The 18,216-nt window shown below is 69.6% G+C and carries 13 protein-coding genes; 2 read left to right on the top strand and 11 right to left on the bottom strand.

What is annotated here, in order from left to right; translation table 11 throughout:
• Window positions 1-363: 363 nt before the first annotated feature.
• Complete coding sequence (gabT, locus tag F8O04_RS02815) at window positions 364-1,716, bottom strand: 4-aminobutyrate--2-oxoglutarate transaminase (RefSeq protein WP_158027821.1); 1,353 nt, start codon at window positions 1,714-1,716, stop codon at window positions 364-366.
• Between the two features lie 196 nt (window positions 1,717-1,912).
• Here gabT and F8O04_RS02810 point away from each other — a divergent pair, with 196 nt between their 5' ends.
• The gene (locus F8O04_RS02810; protein ID WP_158027820.1) at window positions 1,913-3,358 is read left to right on the top strand and encodes a PucR family transcriptional regulator; all 1,446 of its coding nucleotides are present in this window, start codon (window positions 1,913-1,915) and stop codon (window positions 3,356-3,358) included.
• A 58-nt stretch (window positions 3,359-3,416) separates the two neighbouring features.
• On the opposite strand, the gene F8O04_RS02805 is transcribed toward F8O04_RS02810, so the two are convergent.
• The 5 genes from F8O04_RS02805 to F8O04_RS02785 form a co-directional block, all read right to left on the bottom strand.
• Window positions 3,417-4,526 (bottom strand): branched-chain amino acid aminotransferase, encoded by a 1,110-nt coding sequence (locus tag F8O04_RS02805; RefSeq protein WP_158027819.1) that lies wholly within the window; start codon window positions 4,524-4,526, stop codon window positions 3,417-3,419.
• Window positions 4,527-4,673: 147 nt separating this feature from the next.
• Window positions 4,674-5,726: a 3-isopropylmalate dehydrogenase gene (locus tag F8O04_RS02800; protein ID WP_158027818.1), complete on the bottom strand. Its 1,053-nt coding sequence runs from the start codon at window positions 5,724-5,726 to the stop codon at window positions 4,674-4,676.
• Between the two features lie 162 nt (window positions 5,727-5,888).
• A complete protein-coding gene (locus F8O04_RS02795) occupies window positions 5,889-7,304 on the bottom strand; it encodes an alanine/glycine:cation symporter family protein (protein WP_158027817.1) in 1,416 nt (471 codons plus the stop codon).
• A 25-nt stretch (window positions 7,305-7,329) separates the two neighbouring features.
• The gene (locus F8O04_RS02790; RefSeq protein ID WP_158027816.1) at window positions 7,330-8,700 is read right to left on the bottom strand and encodes an MFS transporter; all 1,371 of its coding nucleotides are present in this window, start codon (window positions 8,698-8,700) and stop codon (window positions 7,330-7,332) included.
• 103 nt (window positions 8,701-8,803) lie between these two features.
• Window positions 8,804-9,874: an MBL fold metallo-hydrolase gene (locus F8O04_RS02785; RefSeq protein WP_158027815.1), complete on the bottom strand. Its 1,071-nt coding sequence runs from the start codon at window positions 9,872-9,874 to the stop codon at window positions 8,804-8,806.
• Window positions 9,875-9,967: 93 nt separating this feature from the next.
• Here F8O04_RS02785 and F8O04_RS02780 point away from each other — a divergent pair, with 93 nt between their 5' ends.
• Window positions 9,968-10,885, top strand: a complete 918-nt coding sequence (locus F8O04_RS02780) for a LysR family transcriptional regulator (RefSeq protein WP_158027814.1) — start codon at window positions 9,968-9,970, stop codon at window positions 10,883-10,885.
• A gap of 16 nt (window positions 10,886-10,901) precedes the next feature.
• Here F8O04_RS02780 and F8O04_RS02775 read toward each other — a convergent pair whose 3' ends face one another.
• From F8O04_RS02775 to ilvD, 5 genes are all read right to left on the bottom strand, one after another.
• Window positions 10,902-12,800: an ABC transporter ATP-binding protein gene (locus F8O04_RS02775; RefSeq protein WP_158027813.1), complete on the bottom strand. Its 1,899-nt coding sequence runs from the start codon at window positions 12,798-12,800 to the stop codon at window positions 10,902-10,904.
• 225 nt (window positions 12,801-13,025) lie between these two features.
• Window positions 13,026-14,051: a ketol-acid reductoisomerase gene (ilvC, locus tag F8O04_RS02770; protein ID WP_158027812.1), complete on the bottom strand. Its 1,026-nt coding sequence runs from the start codon at window positions 14,049-14,051 to the stop codon at window positions 13,026-13,028.
• Between the two features lie 70 nt (window positions 14,052-14,121).
• Window positions 14,122-14,628 carry an acetolactate synthase small subunit gene (ilvN, locus tag F8O04_RS02765; RefSeq protein ID WP_158027811.1) on the bottom strand — a complete coding sequence of 169 codons (507 nt, stop codon included), beginning with the start codon at window positions 14,626-14,628 and terminating at the stop codon, window positions 14,122-14,124.
• A 2-nt stretch (window positions 14,629-14,630) separates the two neighbouring features.
• Window positions 14,631-16,445, bottom strand: a complete 1,815-nt coding sequence (locus F8O04_RS02760; protein WP_158027810.1) for an acetolactate synthase large subunit — start codon at window positions 16,443-16,445, stop codon at window positions 14,631-14,633.
• A gap of 51 nt (window positions 16,446-16,496) precedes the next feature.
• A complete protein-coding gene (ilvD, locus tag F8O04_RS02755) occupies window positions 16,497-18,215 on the bottom strand; it encodes a dihydroxy-acid dehydratase (RefSeq protein ID WP_158027809.1) in 1,719 nt (572 codons plus the stop codon).
• Window position 18,216 lies beyond the last annotated feature (1 nt).

Raw genomic sequence — 18,216 nt, 5'->3', positions numbered from 1 at the left:
ACGAAACGAGTGCGGCTGGTGACGTGGCAGGGGAGATCAGGCGGCGCGTCGCGCATCCTGTGCACTCAGAATGCGCGCCGGAAGAGGGAGGAGGAGGCGCAGGAGGCCGGAGGAGGTGCAGGGCGGGCGCAGGAGGAGCCGCGGCGCGCAGGCGCAGGCGCAGCGCGCAGGCCGCGGCGGGCAGGCGCAGGCGCAGCGCGCAGGCCGCGGCGAGCAGGCGCAGGCGCGGCGCGCAGGCGGAGGCGCGCAGCGGGCCCGGAGGGCCTTGACGCCCCGGCGCGCGCGGAATTGCGCCGGGGCGTCAAGCGTGGGGGCGCGATCGTGTCGCGCCAGTCTTGGGCGAGGGCGGGATGCCGCGCCTCGTCAGACCTGCTTGCGAATCAGGTCGGCGAGGATGCCGAGGCCCTCGTCGAACAGCTCGTCGGGCATCGTGAGCGGCGGCAGCAGGCGGATGACGTTGCCGAACGTGCCGGCCGTGAGGAACACGGCGCCCTCTGCGATGGCGGCCGACGCGATCGCCTTGGCCGCGGCGGGATTGGGGGTCTTGGCACCCGAGCCCGTACCGGCCTCGATGAACTCGATCGCGAGCATGGCCCCGCGGCCGCGCACATCGCCGACGATGCCGTCGCCGAGCTCGTCGCGCAGCGCCTCGAAGGTCGCGAAGAAGCGGTCGCCGAAGGCACGCGCCGTGGCCTGCAGCCCCTCGTCCTCCATAACGGCGATGGTCGCGAGCGCCGAGGCGCAGGCCACCGGGTTGCCGGCGTACGTGCCGCCGACGCCCCCGGCGTGCACCTGGTCGAGCACCTCGGCGCGACCGACGACGGCCGAGATCGGCATGCCACCGCCGACGCCCTTCGCGACCGTGACCAGGTCGGGCACGACGCCCTCGTGGTCGACGCAGAACCACTCGCCCGTGCGGCTCATGCCCGCCTGGATCTCGTCGGAGACGAACAGGGCGCCGTTCTGCTTCGCGTAGTCGGCGAGGGCGCCGAGGTAGCCCTCGGCTGGAACGATGAACCCGCCCTCGCCCTGCAGGGGCTCGATGATGATGGCCGCGACGTTCTTGCCACCCACCTGCCCCTCGACCTGGGCGATCGCGCGCTCGGCTGCCTGCGCACCGGTGAAGCCCTCGGGATCGCGGTAGGGGTAGCTCGTCTGGATGCGGTAGATCTCGGGGGCGAACGGCCCGAAGCCGTCCTTGTACGGCATGTTCTTCGCCGTGAGCCCCATCGTGAGGTTGGTGCGGCCGTGGAAGGCGTGGTCGAACACGACGATCGCGTCGCGACCGGTGACGTACCGCGAGATCTTGATGGCGTTCTCGACGGCCTCCGCGCCGGAGTTGAAGAACACGGTCTTCTTCGCGTGGTCGCCCGGCGTGATCGCGTTGAGCTTCTCGGCGAGCGCGATGTACCCCTCGTAGGGCGTCACGTTGATGCTCGTGTGCGTGAAGTGCGACGCCGCCTCCTGGATCGCCGCGACGACCTTCGGGTGCGAGGCGCCGACGGTCGTCACGCCAATACCGGTGGCGAAGTCGAGGAACTGGTTGCCGTCGACGTCGCGGATGACGCCGCCGTCGGCGTCGGCAGCGTAGAACGGCGACGACGAGGCGACCCCGTTCGGCAGGGCGGTCGCCCGTCGGGCGGCGAGCTCCTGCGAACGCGGCCCGGGAATGGCGCCGTCGAGAATGCGGCGCTGTTCGAGGCGGTACTGGCTCATGTGCCCACCCTTCGGTGTCGAGCCCGACAAGTCTGGCGGCGCGGCAACGTGGCTGCGCGGCACCTCGCGGGCGATGCGGTCGGTGTGAAGTGCCCCAACGGTAACGCGTGACGGGCATCCATGGCATGGATGCTCGCACGACCAAAGCGGGTTCCAATTGTGCGCATGCACATCGAGGCAGCGCTAGGCTCATGGCGTGCACGCCACGATCACGTCTCTGCTCGATCAGCCGCAGCTCGGGCTGCGCCTCGTGTCGGGCTCCGGCGGGGCCCTCCGGCGCCCGATCGAGTGGGCGACGGCGACCGAGGTGCTCGATCCGACGCCGTTCCTCACGGGCGAGCAGCTCGTGCTCACGACCGGACTCCGGGCCAGGAGCGTCCGCGGGCAGCGGGCGTTCGTGGCGGCGATCGTCGAGGCGGGCTCGGTCGGCCTCGCCTTCGGCGTCGGCTTCACGCACGACCATGTGCCGGCCGCGCTCGTCTCGGCCGCACAGGCCGCCGACCTGCCCGTGCTCGAGGTGCCGTACGCGACGAGCTTCGAGGCGGTCACGAGGTTCGTGTCGGATGCCAGGGCCAGCGAGCGTTTCGCTCACCTCGAGACCCGCCAGCGCCAGCAGCAGCAACTCTTCGCGTCGATGATCGGCGGCGACGGGCAGCACGGGCTGCAGGGACTGACGGCCGAGCTGGCCAAGCTCACGGGCGCGCACGTCGCCGTCTCACGATACGGCGAGGTGCTCGCCGGGTCGCTCGACGTGGACGACGACGCCGTCGAGGGGTGGGACGTGCTCCCCGTCGCCGCGACCCCGACGACGCAGGCGACGCTCCACGTCTCGCAACCGCGCCGCAACGACGACCTGCTCATGGTCGCCCGGTCGCTCGTCGGCCTCTCGCTCTCGCAGGAGGCAAGGCGCATCCGCCAGTCCCGCACGATCGCGGGGCAGGTGGTCGACGACCTCATTCACGGGCGGCTCGAGGCCGAGGAGGCGGCGATCCGCCTCGGCTCGATCGGCCACCCGGAGGGCGGGCGCACGCGCGTGCTCGTGGTCGAGGGCGCCGGCGCGCGTGCCGGCGAGGTGCTCGACCTGCCGCTGCCGCCGCGCCTCGACCGCGTCGCCGGCGCCATCGTCGACGACCGGCTCGTGGTGCTGCTGCCCGCGCGGGAGTCGCCGCGCGATTCGGCCGAGGCGATTCTCGCGGTGGCTCGCGCAGCGGGCGTCGCGGTGCGCGTGGGCATCGGCGATGCCTATCCGGGCCCGCGCAATCTCCGCTGGAGCTACTTCGAGGCGCTCGACTCGATCGCCACCCTCGCCGAGGGCGCCGACATCGGCGAGCGTTCCCGCCTCTCGATGTCGGCGCTGATTCTCGCGAGCCGGGATGCGCCCGTGCACGAGCTCGCTGACGAGATCCTCGGGCCCCTCGACCGCAGCGATCGCGAATCCGGCACGTCGCTCGTCGCGACGCTCGACGCGTTCCTGCGCCGGTCGGGTGCCGTCGCCGAGGTGGCGGACGAGCTCGGCACGCACCGCAACACGGTGCGATACCGCATCGAGCAGATCGCTGCGCTCACGGGCTTCGACCCGCGCGTGACCGCCGACGCCGTGCAGCTGTGGCTGTCGCTGGCCGCGCGGCGCATCGGCCGGTAGCTCCAGTCGCGACCGGGCTGTGGCGGGCACCGGCCCCGGCCGGCAGCCCTGCCGACCCCTAGGCGACGCCCGCCCGGGCCGGCACGAGCTGGCGCAACCAGCCGTGCGCGTCGGGCTCGACGCCGTTCTGGATGCCGGTGAGCTGCGCGCGGATGCGCATGCTCAGCGACGCTTCGGTCACGGTGGGGTTCGTGAGCGTAAACGAGGGGGCCTTGAGCGTGCCGATCGGCGTGATGACGGCGGCGGTGCCGCAGGCGAACGCCTCGACGATCTCGCCCGAGGCTGCGCCGTCGCGCCACTCCTGCAGCGAGATACGGCGCTGCTCGACGCGGTGCCCGGCAGCCGTCATGAGCTCGAGCACGCTGTTGCGCGTCACGCCCGACAGGATCGAGTCGCTCTCGGGCGTCACGACCGTGCCGTCCTTGTAGACGAGCACGATGTTCATACCGCCGAGCTCCTCGAGGTACGTCTGTTCCTGCGCGTCGAGGAACAGCACCTGCTCGCAGCCGTTGGCGTAGGCCTCCTGTGTCGGCAGGAGCGAGGCCGCGTAGTTGCCGCCGCACTTCGCGGCGCCAGTCCCGCCGGCGCCGGCGCGCGAGTACTGCTCGCTGAGCCAGATGTCGACGGGCCGCGTCGGGTCGGCGAAGTACGAGCCGACCGGGCTCGCGATCACCATGTACCGCACCGTCTTCGCGGGCCGCACGCCGAGGAAGTTCTCGTGCGCGATCATGAACGGCCGCAGGTAGAGCGCCTTCCCTTCGCCTGCCGCGGGCACCCAGGCCTCGTCGATCTCGACGAGTTCCCGGATCGACGCGAGGAAGAGGTCTTCGGGCAGTTCGGGCAACGCGAGGCGACGCGCCGACGCCTGCATGCGGCGCGCATTCTGCTCGGGCCGGAAGGTGTGCACCGAGCCGTCGGCGTGGCGGTAGGCCTTCAGCCCCTCGAACACCTCCTGCGCGTAGTGCAGCACCGCGCTCGCCGGATCGAGCGTCAGCGGGCCGTACGGCTCGACGCGCGCGTCGTGCCACCCGCGCTCGACGGTCCAGTCGATGGTGACCATGTGGTCGGTGAAGTGCTGTCCGAACGTCGAGGCCGCGAGGACCTCGCGACGCACGGCGTCACTCGCCGGGGCGGGGTTGCGGGTGATGGTGAAGGCCGGTTCGGTCATGGTCGGTTCCTCGTGCGGTGTGGATGCGGCGGGCTTCGCCGGTGCGGAACTCTGGACGCCGTGCGGTGGCGTTCCGTCGTGGTGGTGTGGTGACGTCGTCGACGGTTGCAGCGACGATGTCGGACGCGCCCGCCCCGTGCTCGGCCCTTAGGTGCTGAGCCTCGCGATGATGGCATCGCCGATCTCGCTCGTCGAACGCGCGACGTCGCCGCGCGCGTCGAGATCGGCGCGCACGGCGGCGCGGACTCGGTCGGCGGCGTCGCGGTGGCCGGACTGCTCGAGGAGCAGCGCGACCGACCCGATCGCCGCCGTTGGATCGGCCTTGCCCTGACCCGCGATGTCGGGCGCAGAGCCGTGGACCGGTTCGAACATGCTGGGGAACTCGCCCGCGGGATTGATGTTGCCGGAGGCGGCCAGCCCGATGCCGCCAGCGATCGCTGCGGCCAGATCGGTGATGATGTCGCCGAACAGGTTATCAGTCACGATGACGTCGAATCGCGACGGGTCGGTGACCATGAAGATCGTGGCGGCGTCGACGTGCAGGTAGTCGACCACGACGTCCGGGTACTCGGCCGCGATCCGGTCGACGACGCGCTGCCACATGAACCCGGCGAAGACGAGCACGTTCTTCTTGTGCACGAGCGTGAGCTTCTTGCGCGGGCGCCGCTGCGCCAACTCGAATGCGAAGCGAACGACGCGTTCGACCCCGTACTCGGTGTTGACCGATACCTCGGTCGCGATCGCGTGGGGCGTTCCGTCGCGGAGCACGCCGCCGTTGCCCGCGTAGGGCCCCTCGGTGCCCTCACGCACGACGACGAAGTCGACGTCTCCCGGCTGCGCGAGCGGGCTCGCGACGCCCGGCACGATCTCGGCCGGGCGCAAGTTGACGTAGTGGTCGAGGGCGAAGCGGAGCTTGAGCAGCAGGCCGCGCTCGACGATGCCGCCCGCGAGCCGCGGATCGGCCGGGTCGCCCCCGACGGCGCCGAGCAGGATCGCGTCGTGCTGCTTGAGCGCGGCGAGCGACTCGTCGCTCAGCACCTCGCCGGTGGCGAGATAGTGCCCCGCGCCGAACGGGTACTCGGTCGAGGTGTAGTCCACGCCGCTCGGCAGCACCGCCTCGAGCACCCGAACCGCTTGCCCGATGACCTCCGGCCCGATCCCGTCTCCGGCGATGATGGCGAGATGCAGGCGGTCGGTCACAGGTGTTCCCCTTCGGTCGGCGGTCGCAACAGTCTACGCTCGCGCAGGCGCCGCATCCGGCCCGTCGCTTCGCGTCCGTCGACCATCGAGTGCTGGGAGATATGCGTTCTCGGGGCGGATTCCGGAGAGCTGCCAGCACTCGGCTGGTGACGATCGCCGTGCTCAGCCGTGACGTTCGTGGCCCACCATGATCTCGTCGACCTCCTCCGCCGTCGCCCGCAGCGTGGGGTCGTGCTGCAGGTAGTGCTTGGTCTCGCGCGCGATGAAGCCCGAAAGCACCAGCAGCCCGATGAGGTTCGGCACGGCCATGAGCCCGTTCATGACGTCGGAGAAGAGCCACACCACGTTGAGCGGCACCGTGCAACCGATGAAGATGACGAGCGTGAAGACGATGCGATAGACGAAGATGCCCCGCACCCCGAAGAGCCGCTCGCAGCACCGTTCACCGTAGTAGGCCCACCCGAGGATCGTCGAGAACGCGAAGAACGCGATCGAGAGCGCCACCACGATGCCGCCGAGGTTGCCCGGCAGGGCGGTCGAGAACGCGAGAGAGGTCATCGTGCCCGCCGCCGCTTCGCCCGCAGTCCAGGCGCCAGACGAGATGATGATGAGGCCGGTGAAGGTCACGACGATGATGGTGTCGATGAACGTCTGCGTCATCGACACGAGTCCCTGGCGAACAGGATGCGTCGTGCGGGCCGCGGCCGCGGCGATCGCGGCCGAGCCCATGCCCGACTCGTTCGAGAAGATGCCGCGGGCCACGCCCATCTGGAGCGCGATCATGAACACGGAGCCGGTGAAGCCGCCAGCCGCCGCCGTGCCGGTGAACGCCTCGCTGAAGACCATGCCGAGCGCTGCCGGCAGGCCCGGCCCGTTGGCGATGAGCACCCAGAGGCCGACGACGAGGTAGACGACGATCATGAACGGCACGAACGCCGCCGTCACGCGGCCGATCGACTTGATCCCGCCGATGAGCACGAGTCCCGCGAGGACCGTGAGCACGATGCCGGTGACGACCGGCAAGACCCCGAACGTGTCCTCGAGCTGCGTCGCGACCGCGTTCCCCTGGGTCATGTTGCCGATGCCGAATGACGCCAGCACGGCGAAGACCGCGAACCACAGCGCCAGGAATTTTCCGAGCGGCCCCTTGATCGCGCGCTCGAGGTAGTACTGGGGCCCGCCGCTCTTCTCGCCCCGAGCATCCGTCTTGCGGAACCGGACGCCGAGAAACGACTCGCTGTACTTCGATGCCATTCCGACGAGGCCGGTGATCCACATCCAGAACAGGGCGCCGGGGCCCCCGATCGCGATGGCCGTGGCGACGCCGACGATGTTGCCGACGCCGACGGTCGCCGCGAGGGCCGTCGTCAGTGCCTGAAAGTGGGTGATATCACCATCGACGGTGTCGTCTTTCCTCCGTATGAGCGCGAGATTCAGCGCCGGGCCGAGCGACCGGAATTGCAGAAACCGCAGGCGAATCGTCAAGAACAGGCCGGTGCCGAGCAGCAGCGGGATCAGGAACCATGGCCCCCAAACGGCCGAGCTGATGGCGCCGAGGACGGCTTCGATCGTCTCCATTCGGCGATGCTACTGTGGCGCGTCCTCAGCGGGGAAGGACGGATTCCGCCCGTCGGTGGACGGCGCCGTCGAGCTCGCCGATGTCGAGACGCGAGCGGTCGCGGCCGGTGAGCAACCCGACAAGGCTGATGAGCGCGAAGCCCATCCAAAGTAGCGCGACGAGCCAGAGCCGCCCGCCGCCGGCACTCGCGAGCGCGGTCGCAATCATGGGCGTGAACCCGGCTCCGGCCGTCGCGGCGAACTGGTAGGCGACCGAGGCGCCCGAGTTGCGCACCGCCGTGGGGAACTGCTCGCCGGCGTAGGCGCCGTACGGGCCGGCCGAGAAGCCCTGCACGACCGAGAGGCCGAGGAAGATCGCGAAGAAGAACAGCACGACGCTGTCGGTCTCGAGCATCCACATGATGGGGAAGGCGAGGGCGATGCCGAGCACGTTGCCGAACACGAGCACGCGGCGGCGGCCGATGCGGTCGGACAGGCGCGAGGCGATGATGATGAACAGGATCGTCGTCACGGCCGCCGACGACTTCAGCAGCAACACGAGACTCTGCTCGTGGGCAGCCTGCGCCACGACGTAGGCGACGGCCCACGCACCCATGAGGCCCTGGGCGGCCTGCCCCGAGATCCCGACGGTGAAGGCGCGCAGCAGCGGCCGCCAGTGGTGCACGACGAGCTCGCGCAGCGGCGTCTTCGGACGACTGGGGGCCTGCTCGACGGTCTCGAGGAACACCCTGGACTCGGTGACGCGGCGGCGGATGAAGACGACGATGAGCATGAAGAACGCCGACAGGATGAATGGCACGCGCCACCCCCACGAGAGGAAGTCCTCCTGTGGCATCGTCGCCATCCAGGCGAGGATCAGCGTGCCGACGAGCGTGCCGGTCGGCGCGCCCATGTAGGCGAAGGCCGCGGCGAACCCCCGCGAGCGCTTTTTCGCGTTCTCGAAACCGACGAGCGTCGCGCCGCCCCACTCGCCGCCAACGGCGATGCCCTGTACGACGCGCAGCGTGACGAGCAGGATCGGCGCCATCAGCCCGATCTGGTCGGTCGTCGGCAGCAGGCCGATGAGGGTGGAGGTGACGCCCATGATGAGCACCGTGAGCATGAGGATGGTCTTGCGGCCGATCCTGTCGCCGATGCTCCCGAAAATGATGCCGCCGAGCGGTCGGGCGACGTAGCCCGCGGCGAGGGTGCCGAACGAGACGACCAGCGCCGCCGTCGGGTCGAGCCCCGTGAAGAAGATGTGGTTGAAGACGATGCCGGCGGCCGTGGCGTAGAGGATGAAGTCGTAGTACTCGAGCGCCGTGCCGGCGAGGCTCGACAACAGGATTCGCCGCATGTCGCGGTCGGACGCCGCGTAGGCCGTGTCAGTGGCGGCGGTCGTCGTGGATTCGGTCATCGTTGACTCCTGGGATTGGGCGAATGCAATAGCCCGGACGCGGCGGGCGCGTCGCGGAGTGTGCGGGGCACGAGCGCGAGGACGCGCCGCGCACGGCAGCCGGTCAGCCCTCGATCGCGGACGCTGCGCTGCGCGAGAAGCTGATGGTGTCGAGGTCGTTTGGGATGAACAGCGGCCCGTCGAAGGTCGTGCGCGCGTCTTGCCAGACCTTCGGGTGCGTGTGCGTTGGCACGAGATGGTGGAACGCGAGTCGCTTCGCGCCCGCCCGGGCTGCGATGCGGCCGGCATCCGCCGGCGCCGTGTGCGAGCGGCGGTGGTGGTCCATCGTGGCGCGCAGCATTTCCGTGTCGGTGTACTGGCTCGCCAGGCGGTCGAGGTCGATCGCCTCGTGCAGCAGCAGATCGGTGTCGCGGGCGAGGCGCACCAGGTTGTCGCACGGCGCCGTGTCGCCGGAGATCGTGACGGAGCCATCTTCGGTGTCGAAGCGGTACGCGAACGCCGGTGCCATGGGGTGGTGCGACACGAGCGTCGCGGTGACGCTGACGAGGTCGTCGCTGAACACCTCGATCGGCTCCATGTCGGGAGACACCGTCGTGTCCGGATCGAAGCCGGTGACGCCGCCGAGGTCAATCTCGCGGGGTGAGAACATGTCGCGCGGGTCACTCGCGAGCGAATCGAAGATCCGGTCGTTGATGTCGGTCGCGTAGGCCGCGAGCAGGCCGTCGAGCAGGCCGTCGACGCCGGGGGTCGGACGCTGCGGCGCGACGGGCTCCGGAACGGACGTCGCCCTCGGCGACAGCGGCGTGAGCTTGCCACGGTCACCGGGCCCGACGAGCGCGATGGCCGGCAATGCGCGGCTCTTCATCTCGAACAGGCCGAAGAGGATGAGGCTCGGTAGGTCGACGACGTGATCCGAGTGCAGATGGGTCACGAAGATCCCACCGAGGTTCGCCATGTCGAGGCCGGCGGCCCTGGCTTGATGGCCTGCGCCGTCGCCGCAGTCGACGAGGTACCAGCGGTCGCCCACGACGATGGCCGTCGCGATGCCGAAGAGCGGGCGGCCCAGTTCATCCGCCCACCAGCGGGGACCGCCGGCCGTGCCGAGTGCGATGATGCGCGGCGAGCTCGCGTCGCTCGCGCCGTCGGTGGGCTGTTCGTGTGTGGGGGTGCTCACGTCGGTGTGATCCTTCCGTTCGTTGAGCAATGTTGCGCCGAGCGGCTTCCCAAGGCAAACGAAATGTCCTAGCGAGTGGTATGAATTGCGCTTATGAGCGAGATCACGCTGCGCCAGCTCGAGTACTTCGTGGCGATCGCCGACGCCGGGTCGATCACGGGCGCCGCCGAGGCGTGCCGGGTCACGCAGGCCGCAGTCAGCGTGGCCCTCGGGCAGCTCGAGCAGCGCGTCGGCACGCGGCTCGTCATCCGCCGCCCCGGCCACGGCGTGACGCTCACGAGCGAGGGGGTCGCCGTCGCCGCCCACTCCCGCACGGTGCTCGACGAGGTCGGCAAGGTGTCATCGATCGTCGCCGAGGTGAGGGGACGGCTGAGCGGCCCCCTGTCGATCGGCGTGTATCGGACGCTGGCGCAACACACGATCCCCGCGCTCATCGGGTGGTTCAGTGATCGCCACCCCGACGTGTCGCTGCAGTTCTCCGAGGGGTCCGGCGGCGACGTGCAGCACGACCTCCTCGCGGGGCGCGTGCAGCTCGCCGTCATCTACCGGGCGCAGCTCATCGCCGGATGCTCCCCGACCATCCTGCGCGAAGGGCGCCGCATGGCGGCGTTCAGCCCGGAACACCCCCTCGCGACGAGAGCGCGCTTGACCATGCGCGACCTGGCTGAGCATCCCGCGATCTTTCTCGACGAGGAGCCGGCGCTCCAGCGCACGCTCGCGGCCTTCGCGTCGGAGGGGGTCGAGCCGCTCGTGCCGTGGCGAGGCCGCAGCATCGAGGCGATCCTCAACGTGGTCGGGCGCGGACTCGCGTACTCGATCGTGATGCAGACGCGCTCGCACAGCCCCGAGGGCCGTCCGCTGCATTTCCGCCCGTTCGAGGGGCCGGACCTCGACAACCCCGTGGCCGCCGCGCTTCCGGACGGCGTGCGACCGAGCGCCCTCGTGAGCGAGGCGCTCACCGCGATCCGCGAGTACTGGGTCGCGACCGACGCGGCCCTCGCCGGGGCGTGACTCCCCGCCCCGCGAGCTACGCGCGTATGCCGATCTCGGTCAGCCGGGTGCGCGAGCCCGTGTGGCCCGCCGACCCCGATTCTTGCAGCGTGAGCAGCTCGTCGTAGAGGCCGCCCGAGATGGCGAGCTCGTCGGGGGCGCCGACCTCGTCAACGCGGCCATCGCGCAGCGTCACGATCCGGTCGACCGTTGCGATGGTCGACAGCCGATGCGCGACGATGAGGCTCGAGCGGCCGAGCATGAGCTCGTCGAGGCCGGCCTGCACGAGCCGCTCCGACTTCGTGTCGAGGGCGCTCGTGGCCTCGTCGAGCACGAGGATCGGGGCGTCCTTGAGCGCGGCGCGGGCGACGGCGACGCGCTGACGCTGCCCGCCCGAGAGCTTCAGGCCTCGCTCGCCGATGACGGTGTCGTACCCGTTGGGCAGACGTTCGACGAACTCGTCGACGTTGGCTCGGCGCGCTGCCTCGGCGACGGTCGCGTCGTCCGCGTCGGGCCGTGCGTACGCGATGTTCTCGCGAACCGTCCCGGAGAACAGCTCGGCGTCCTGGAAGACGACACCGACCGCGCCGCGCAAGGCCGCCCGCGACAGGCGTTCGACAGGGTGGCCGAAGACGCGGATGCTGCCCCCGCGCGGCGCAGAGAAGCCGAGCAGCAACGACAGGATCGTGGTCTTGCCCCCGCCCGACTCGCTCACGAGGGCGACCCGCTCCCCCGGCGCGACCGCGAAGCTGACGTCGTGAACGGCATCGCGGCGCGAGTCGTCACCGCCCGCACCGGCGTCGGCACCGGTCTCCGCGTCGGCGTAGGAGAAGGTCACGCCCTCGAACTCGATCGCGGGCGCACCGGGAACGGGCACGAGCTCATCGACGGGTCCCGCGGCACCCTGCTCGTCTCCCGCGGCTCGGATGTCGCGCTCCCGCGCCGGGTCGGGCGGGGTTTGCATGACCGTGAAGAAGTCGACCGACCCGGCGATGGCGCGCTGAGAGATGTCGATGAACCACGACATCATCGTGATCGGCTGGCGGGCCATGATGAGCAGCTGCACGAGCACGACCATGTCGCCGACGCTCAGGTCGCCGCGCGCAGTCATGACGAACACGATCGCGAGCGTCGCGCAGAACACGAGCGCGAGGACGACGCTGCGCAGCGCGTCCATCCCGTGCCACCAGCGGCTCTGGCGCCCGGTCGTGCGCACGACCTCGGCGAAGTGGCCGCGGAAGTCGTTCAGCTCGCGACGCTCCTGTCCGAACGAGGCGACGACCCGCAGCTGGGCGATGACCTCGTTGAAGCGGCCCCGCGCGGCGTCGACGTGCTCGTTCTTGCGCCCCTCATAGCGCTGCCAACGACCGGAGGTGAGCGCTGTGAGCCACACGTAGAGCGGGAGCATAATCGCGAGCAGCACGGCGATCGGCCAGGCGTAGATGGCGGTGATGACGAGGATGCCGGCCATCGTCAGCATCGTCGAGAGGAAGTTGTTGGCGAGCGACTGCGCGAAGGTCGAGATCGTGGCGATCGAACGATCGAGGCGCGAGACGATCGTGCCGGTTCGCTCATCGTCGAAGTACCGCTGCGGCAGGCGCAGGAGGTGCGTGAAGTACCGGGTCGACAGGATCGCCCGCATGCGCTCGCCCATCATGTCGCCGAGCGTTCCGCCGATCGACTGCGCCCCGATGGCGATGAGCTCGATGAGCGCGAAGAGGGCGATGAGCCACAGCACGCCCGCCACGACCTGGCCGACCACGTCGTCGCCGCCCTGCCCCTGGCCGATGGCGTCGACGATGAGGGTGGTCGCCGCGCCGGTGATGAACGGCGTCGTGAGGCCTGCCGCCGCACCGATGACGGTGCACGCGATGATCGCCACGTAGAACGGCGTGAGCGTCTTGGTGAACGACAGGATGCGCCACATGGCTCGCATGAGGTCTCCTTCCACGACGGCGAGTACGGCGTCTGGCGTGCCCTCGCACGCCCCGCGTGCCGCGAGCCGTTATCGCGCTGCTGCTGACTGCAACCGCGGCGGCCGGGGATCTGTTCCACACGCAATCGTGCCCGGTGTGACGAGTCACACCGGGCACGATTGCACGGGATCTTGCCGCTCCGGCCGAGGCGGGCCTGGCCGGCGAGACGGGATCGGCGCTGAGCGCTAGCGAGCAGCCGAGCCGTCGACGTAGTCGTCGTCGGCCTTGGCCCAGGCGAACAGCTTGCGCAGCTCCTGGCCCGTCTTTTCGACGGGGTGGTTCTCGCCCTTCTCGCGCAAGGCGTTGAACTCGGGCCCACCAGCATCCTGGTCGTCGATGAAGCGCTTGGCGAAGGCACCCGACTGGATGTCGGCCAGCACCGCCTTCATGTTCTCCTTCACGTGGGAGTCGATGACCCGCGGACCCGACACGTAGTCGCCGAACTCGGCGGTGTCGCTGATCGACCAGCGCTGCTTGGCGAGACCGCCCTCCCACATGAGGTCGACGATGAGCTTGAGCTCGTGGAGCACCTCGAAGTAGGCGATCTGCGGCTGATAGCCCGCCTCGGTGAGCACCTCGAAGCCGTACTGCACGAGCTGCGAGGTGCCGCCGCAGAGCACCGCCTGCTCGCCAAACAGGTCGGTCTCGGTCTCTTCCGTGAACGTGGTCTTGATGCCACCGGCGCGCAGGCCACCGATCGCCTTCGAGTACGACCACGCGAGGTCCCAGGCACTGCCCGACGGGTCCTTCTCGACTGCGACGATGACGGGAACACCACGCCCGGCCTCGTACTCGCGGCGAACGGTGTGGCCGGGGCCCTTGGGCGCGACCAGGATCACGTCGACGCCCTCCGGGGCTTCGATGTAGCCGAAGCGGATGTTGAAGCCGTGGCCGAAGACGAGCGTGTTGCCCGGCTCGAGGTTGTCCCTCACGCTGTCGGCGTAGAGGCCGCGCTGGTGCTGGTCGGGCGCGAGGATGACGATGACGTCGCCCCACGCGGCCGCCTCGGCCGTCGACTTGACCGTGAACCCGGCCTCCTCGGCCTTCGCGATCGACTTCGAGCCCTCCTTGAGGCCGACGACGACCTCGACGCCCGAGTCGCGAAGGTTCTGCGCGTGCGCGTGACCCTGCGACCCGTATCCGATGACGGCGACCTTCTTGGCCTGAATGAGCGAGAGGTCTGCGTCGTTGTCGTAAACGATTTCGGTCACTGCGGTGTTCTCCTTGACTGTCGTGACGCGGGATGTGCTGGATGGTATGGGTGCCGCTCGACGGAGGGCGCTACTTGGCGACCCGCTCGGTCATCGACCGCGGGCCGCGACCGATGGCGATGAGCCCCGACCGCACGGTCTCGCGGATGCCGAAGGGCTCGAGCATGCGCATGAGCGCCTGCACCTTGCCCGAGTCGCCGGTCGCCTCGATGACGAGCGAGTCGGGGGCGACGTCGACGATGCGAGCGCGGAACAGGTTGACGGCCTCGATGACCTGCGAACGGGTCTGGCCGTCGACGCGCACCTTGATGAGCATGTGCTCACGCTGGACCGAGCTGTCAGCCTCGAGCTCGACGATCTTGACCACGTTCACGAGCTTGTTGAGCTGCTTCGTCACCTGCTCGAGCGGGAAGTCGTCGATCTCGACGACGACGGTGATCCGCGAGAGACCGGGGACCTCGCTCGTGCCGACGGCGAGCGAATCGATGTTGAAGCCGCGGCGGGCGAACAGCCCCGCGACGCGCGTGAGCAGGCCCGGCTTGTCTTCGACGAGCAGCGAGAGGACGTGCTTCGACATGCTTACTCCTCTCCCCACGTTGGGCTGTGATCGCGCGCGTACTGCACGAAGCTGTTGGAAACGCCCTGCGGCACCATCGGCCACACCATCGCATCGCGCGACACGATGAAGTCGATGACGACGCTGCGGTCGTTCGTCTCGAGCGCGAGCTTGATCGCCGCGTCGACCTCCTCCGGCCGCGTCACGCGAATTCCGAGGGCGCCGTAGGCGTCAGCCATCTTCACGAAGTCCGGGATCATCCTCGTCTCGTGGCCCGTGTCGAGGTCAGTGTTCGAGTAGCGGCCGTCGTAGAAGAGGGTCTGCCACTGCCGCACCATGCCGAGCGACGAGTTGTTGATGATGGCGACCTTGATCGGAATCTTGTTGATCGCGCAGGTGGCGAGCTCCTGATTCGTCATCTGGAAGCATCCGTCGCCGTCGATCGCCCACACGACTCGGTCGGGCTCGCCGACCTTCGCGCCCATCGCGGCCGGCACCGAGTAGCCCATGGTCCCGGCGCCACCCGAGTTGAGCCACTGGTTGGGGCGCTCGAAGTCGATGAACTGGGCCGCCCACATCTGGTGCTGGCCGACCCCGGCCGCGTAGACCGCCTCGGGCCCGCTGAGGGCGCTGATGCGCCCGATGATGTACTGCGGGGCGAGCAGCCCGTCACTCGTCTCGGTGTAGCCGCGCGGGTATTCATTGCGCAGGCCGTCGAGGTAGTTCCACCAGTCGGTGAGGTCGGCCTCGCCGTTCGCCTCGTTCTGCGCGCGGACGACCTCGATGAGGTCGAGCGCGACCGACTTCGCGTCGCCGACGATCGGCACGTCGGCGGCCCGGATCTTGCCGATCTCGGCCGGGTCGACATCGACGTGCACGATCTTGGCGCCCGGCGCGAACTCGCCGGCCTTCCCCGTCACGCGGTCGTCGAAGCGCGCACCGATCGTGAACAGCAGATCGGCCTCCTGCAGCGCCAGCACCGCGGGAACGGTGCCGTGCATGCCGGGCATCCCGAGGTTCTGCCGGTGCGAGTCGGGGAACGCGCCGCGGGCCATGAGCGTCGTCACGACCGGGGCGCCCGACAACTCGGCGAGCCGGCGCACCTCTTCGGCGGCACCGGCGCGGATCACACCACCGCCGATGTAGAAGACGGGCTTCTTCGACTCGCGCAGCAGTTCGGCCGCTGCCGCGATCTGCTTGCCGTGGGCCTTCGTGACGGGCCGGTAGCCGGGCAGGTCGATCTTCGGCGGCCACGAGAACTCGAGCTCGTTCTGCTGCGCGTCCTTCGTGATGTCGACGAGCACCGGGCCCGGGCGACCCGTGCCGGCCAGGTGGTAGGCGGCGGCGATGGCGCCGGGGATCTCCTCCGCCGTGCGCACGAGGATCGAGTGCTTCGTGATCGGCATCGTGATGCCGACGATGTCGGCCTCCTGGAACGCGTCGGTGCCCATGAGGTGCGAGAACACCTGGCCCGTGATCGCGAGCATCGGCACTGAGTCCATGTAGGCATCGGCGATCGCGGTCACGAGGTTCGTGGCCCCTGGGCCGGACGTCGCGATGCAGACGCCGACCTTGCCGGTGGCCGACGCGTATCCCTCGGCGGCGTGCCCGGCCCCCTGCTCGTGGCGCACGAGCACGTGATTGATGTCCTTCGCGTCGAGGAGCGGGTCGTAGACCGGCAGGATCGCGCCGCCGGGCAGACCGAAGACATCGGTGACGCCGAGCAGCTCGAGCGAGCGTACGACGGCCTGCGCGCCCGTCATCGTCTCAGTGGTGGTGGCTGGCGCCGGTGCGCCGGATGCTGTGGCGGCGGTGCGCGGCACGGCTTCCTGTGTCATTGCGTGGTGATTCCTTGTGGTCGAAATGCGACAGACGGGAGCGCGGCGGCGCTACCCGGTGATGGCACCCTCTGACGCGGACCGCACGAGCTTGGCGTATTTCGCGAGCACGCCGCGGGTGAACGTCGGGGGGAGCGGGGCCCAGCCTTCACGGCGGGCGGCGAGCTCGGCTTCGTCGACGAGTAAGTCGATCGAGCGAGCCGCGATGTCGACCCGAATGAGATCTCCACTGCGGATGAAGGCGATGGGACCTGCGTCGACCGCCTCCGGTGCAATGTGGCCGATGCACAGGCCGGTTGTGCCGCCTGAGAATCGTCCGTCCGTCAACAGTAGTACATCTTTCCCGAGTCCAGCCCCCTTGATGGCGGCCGTGATGGCGAGCATCTCGCGCATGCCGGGGCCGCCCTTGGGGCCTTCGTAGCGGATGACGACAACATCGCCGTGCCGGATCTCACCGCGGGTCAGCGCATCCATCGCCTCGCGCTCGCGCTCGAACACGCGCGCCGGCCCCTCGAAGACCTCGGCGTCGAACCCCGCCGTCTTGACGACGGCGCCCTCGGGTGCGAGCGAGCCGCTGAGGATCGTGAGCCCGCCGGTTGCGTGGATGGGGTCGTCGAGTCGGCGCACGACGGTGCCGTCGAGCGGCTCGGGCGCGAGCTCCGCGAGGTTCTCGGCCATCGTGCGGCCGGTGACCGTGAGCGCGTCGCCGTGCAGCAGGCCCTCGTCGAGCAAGGCCTTCATGACGACGGGCATACCGCCGACCCGGTCGAAGTCTTCCGCAACGAAACGGCCGAAGGGCTTGACGTCTGCGAGGTGCGGCGACCGCTGGCCGATGCGGGTGAAGTCGTCGAGCGTGAGCTCGACCTCGGCCTCGCGCGCGATCGCAAGCAGGTGCAGCACCGCGTTGGTCGATCCGCCGAGCACCATGGCGATCGTGACCGCATTCTCGAACGCCTCGCGCGTCAGGATCTCCTTCGTCGTGATGCCCTGTCGAAGCAGGTTGGCGACGGCCTCACCCGATCGGTGGGCGTACATGTCGCGGCGCCGGTCGTAGGAGAGCGGCGCGGCCGAGCCGGGCAGGCTCATGCCGAGCGCCTCGGCGATGCACGCCATCGTGTTGGCGGTGTACATGCCGCCGCAGGCGCCCTCGCCGGGGGCGAAGCCGCACTCGATGCGCTTCAGGTCCTCTTCGCTCATGGTCCCGGCCTTGCAGGCGCCCACGGCCTCGAACGAGTCGATGATGGTGAGCTGCCGCTCGGTGCCGTCCGAGAGGCGGACGAAGCCGGGCGCGATCGAGCCGGCATAGAGGAAGGCGCTCGCGAGCCCCAGGCGGGCCGATGCCATCAGCATCCCGGGAATCGACTTGTCGCAGCCGGCGAGCAGCACCGTGCCGTCGAGTCGCTCGGCCATGACGACGGTCTCAACAGAGTCGGCGATCACCTCACGCGACGCGAGCGAGAAGTGCATACCCTCATGCCCCATCGAGATGCCGTCCGACACCGAAACGGTGCCGAACTGCAGCGGGTACCCGCCGCCCGCATGGACACCCTCCTTGGCGCCCTGCGCGAGGCGGTTCAGCGACAGGTTGCACGGCGTGATCTCGTTCCAGGAGCTCGCGATGCCGATCTGCGGCTTGTCCCAGTCGTCATCGCCCATGCCGACGGCCCGGAGCATGCCTCGCGAGGTGGTGGCCTCGATGCCATCTGTGACTGCGCGGCTGCGGGGCTTGATATCGATATCGGCACTGGCCGATGCGTCATGTTGAGCCATG

Source organism: Pseudoclavibacter endophyticus (assembly GCF_008831085.1).
GTDB classification, from domain to species: domain Bacteria; phylum Actinomycetota; class Actinomycetes; order Actinomycetales; family Microbacteriaceae; genus Pseudoclavibacter; species Pseudoclavibacter endophyticus.
The sequence above is the reverse complement of the archived record's forward strand: the minus strand, read 5'-3'. Positions and strand labels throughout refer to the sequence as shown.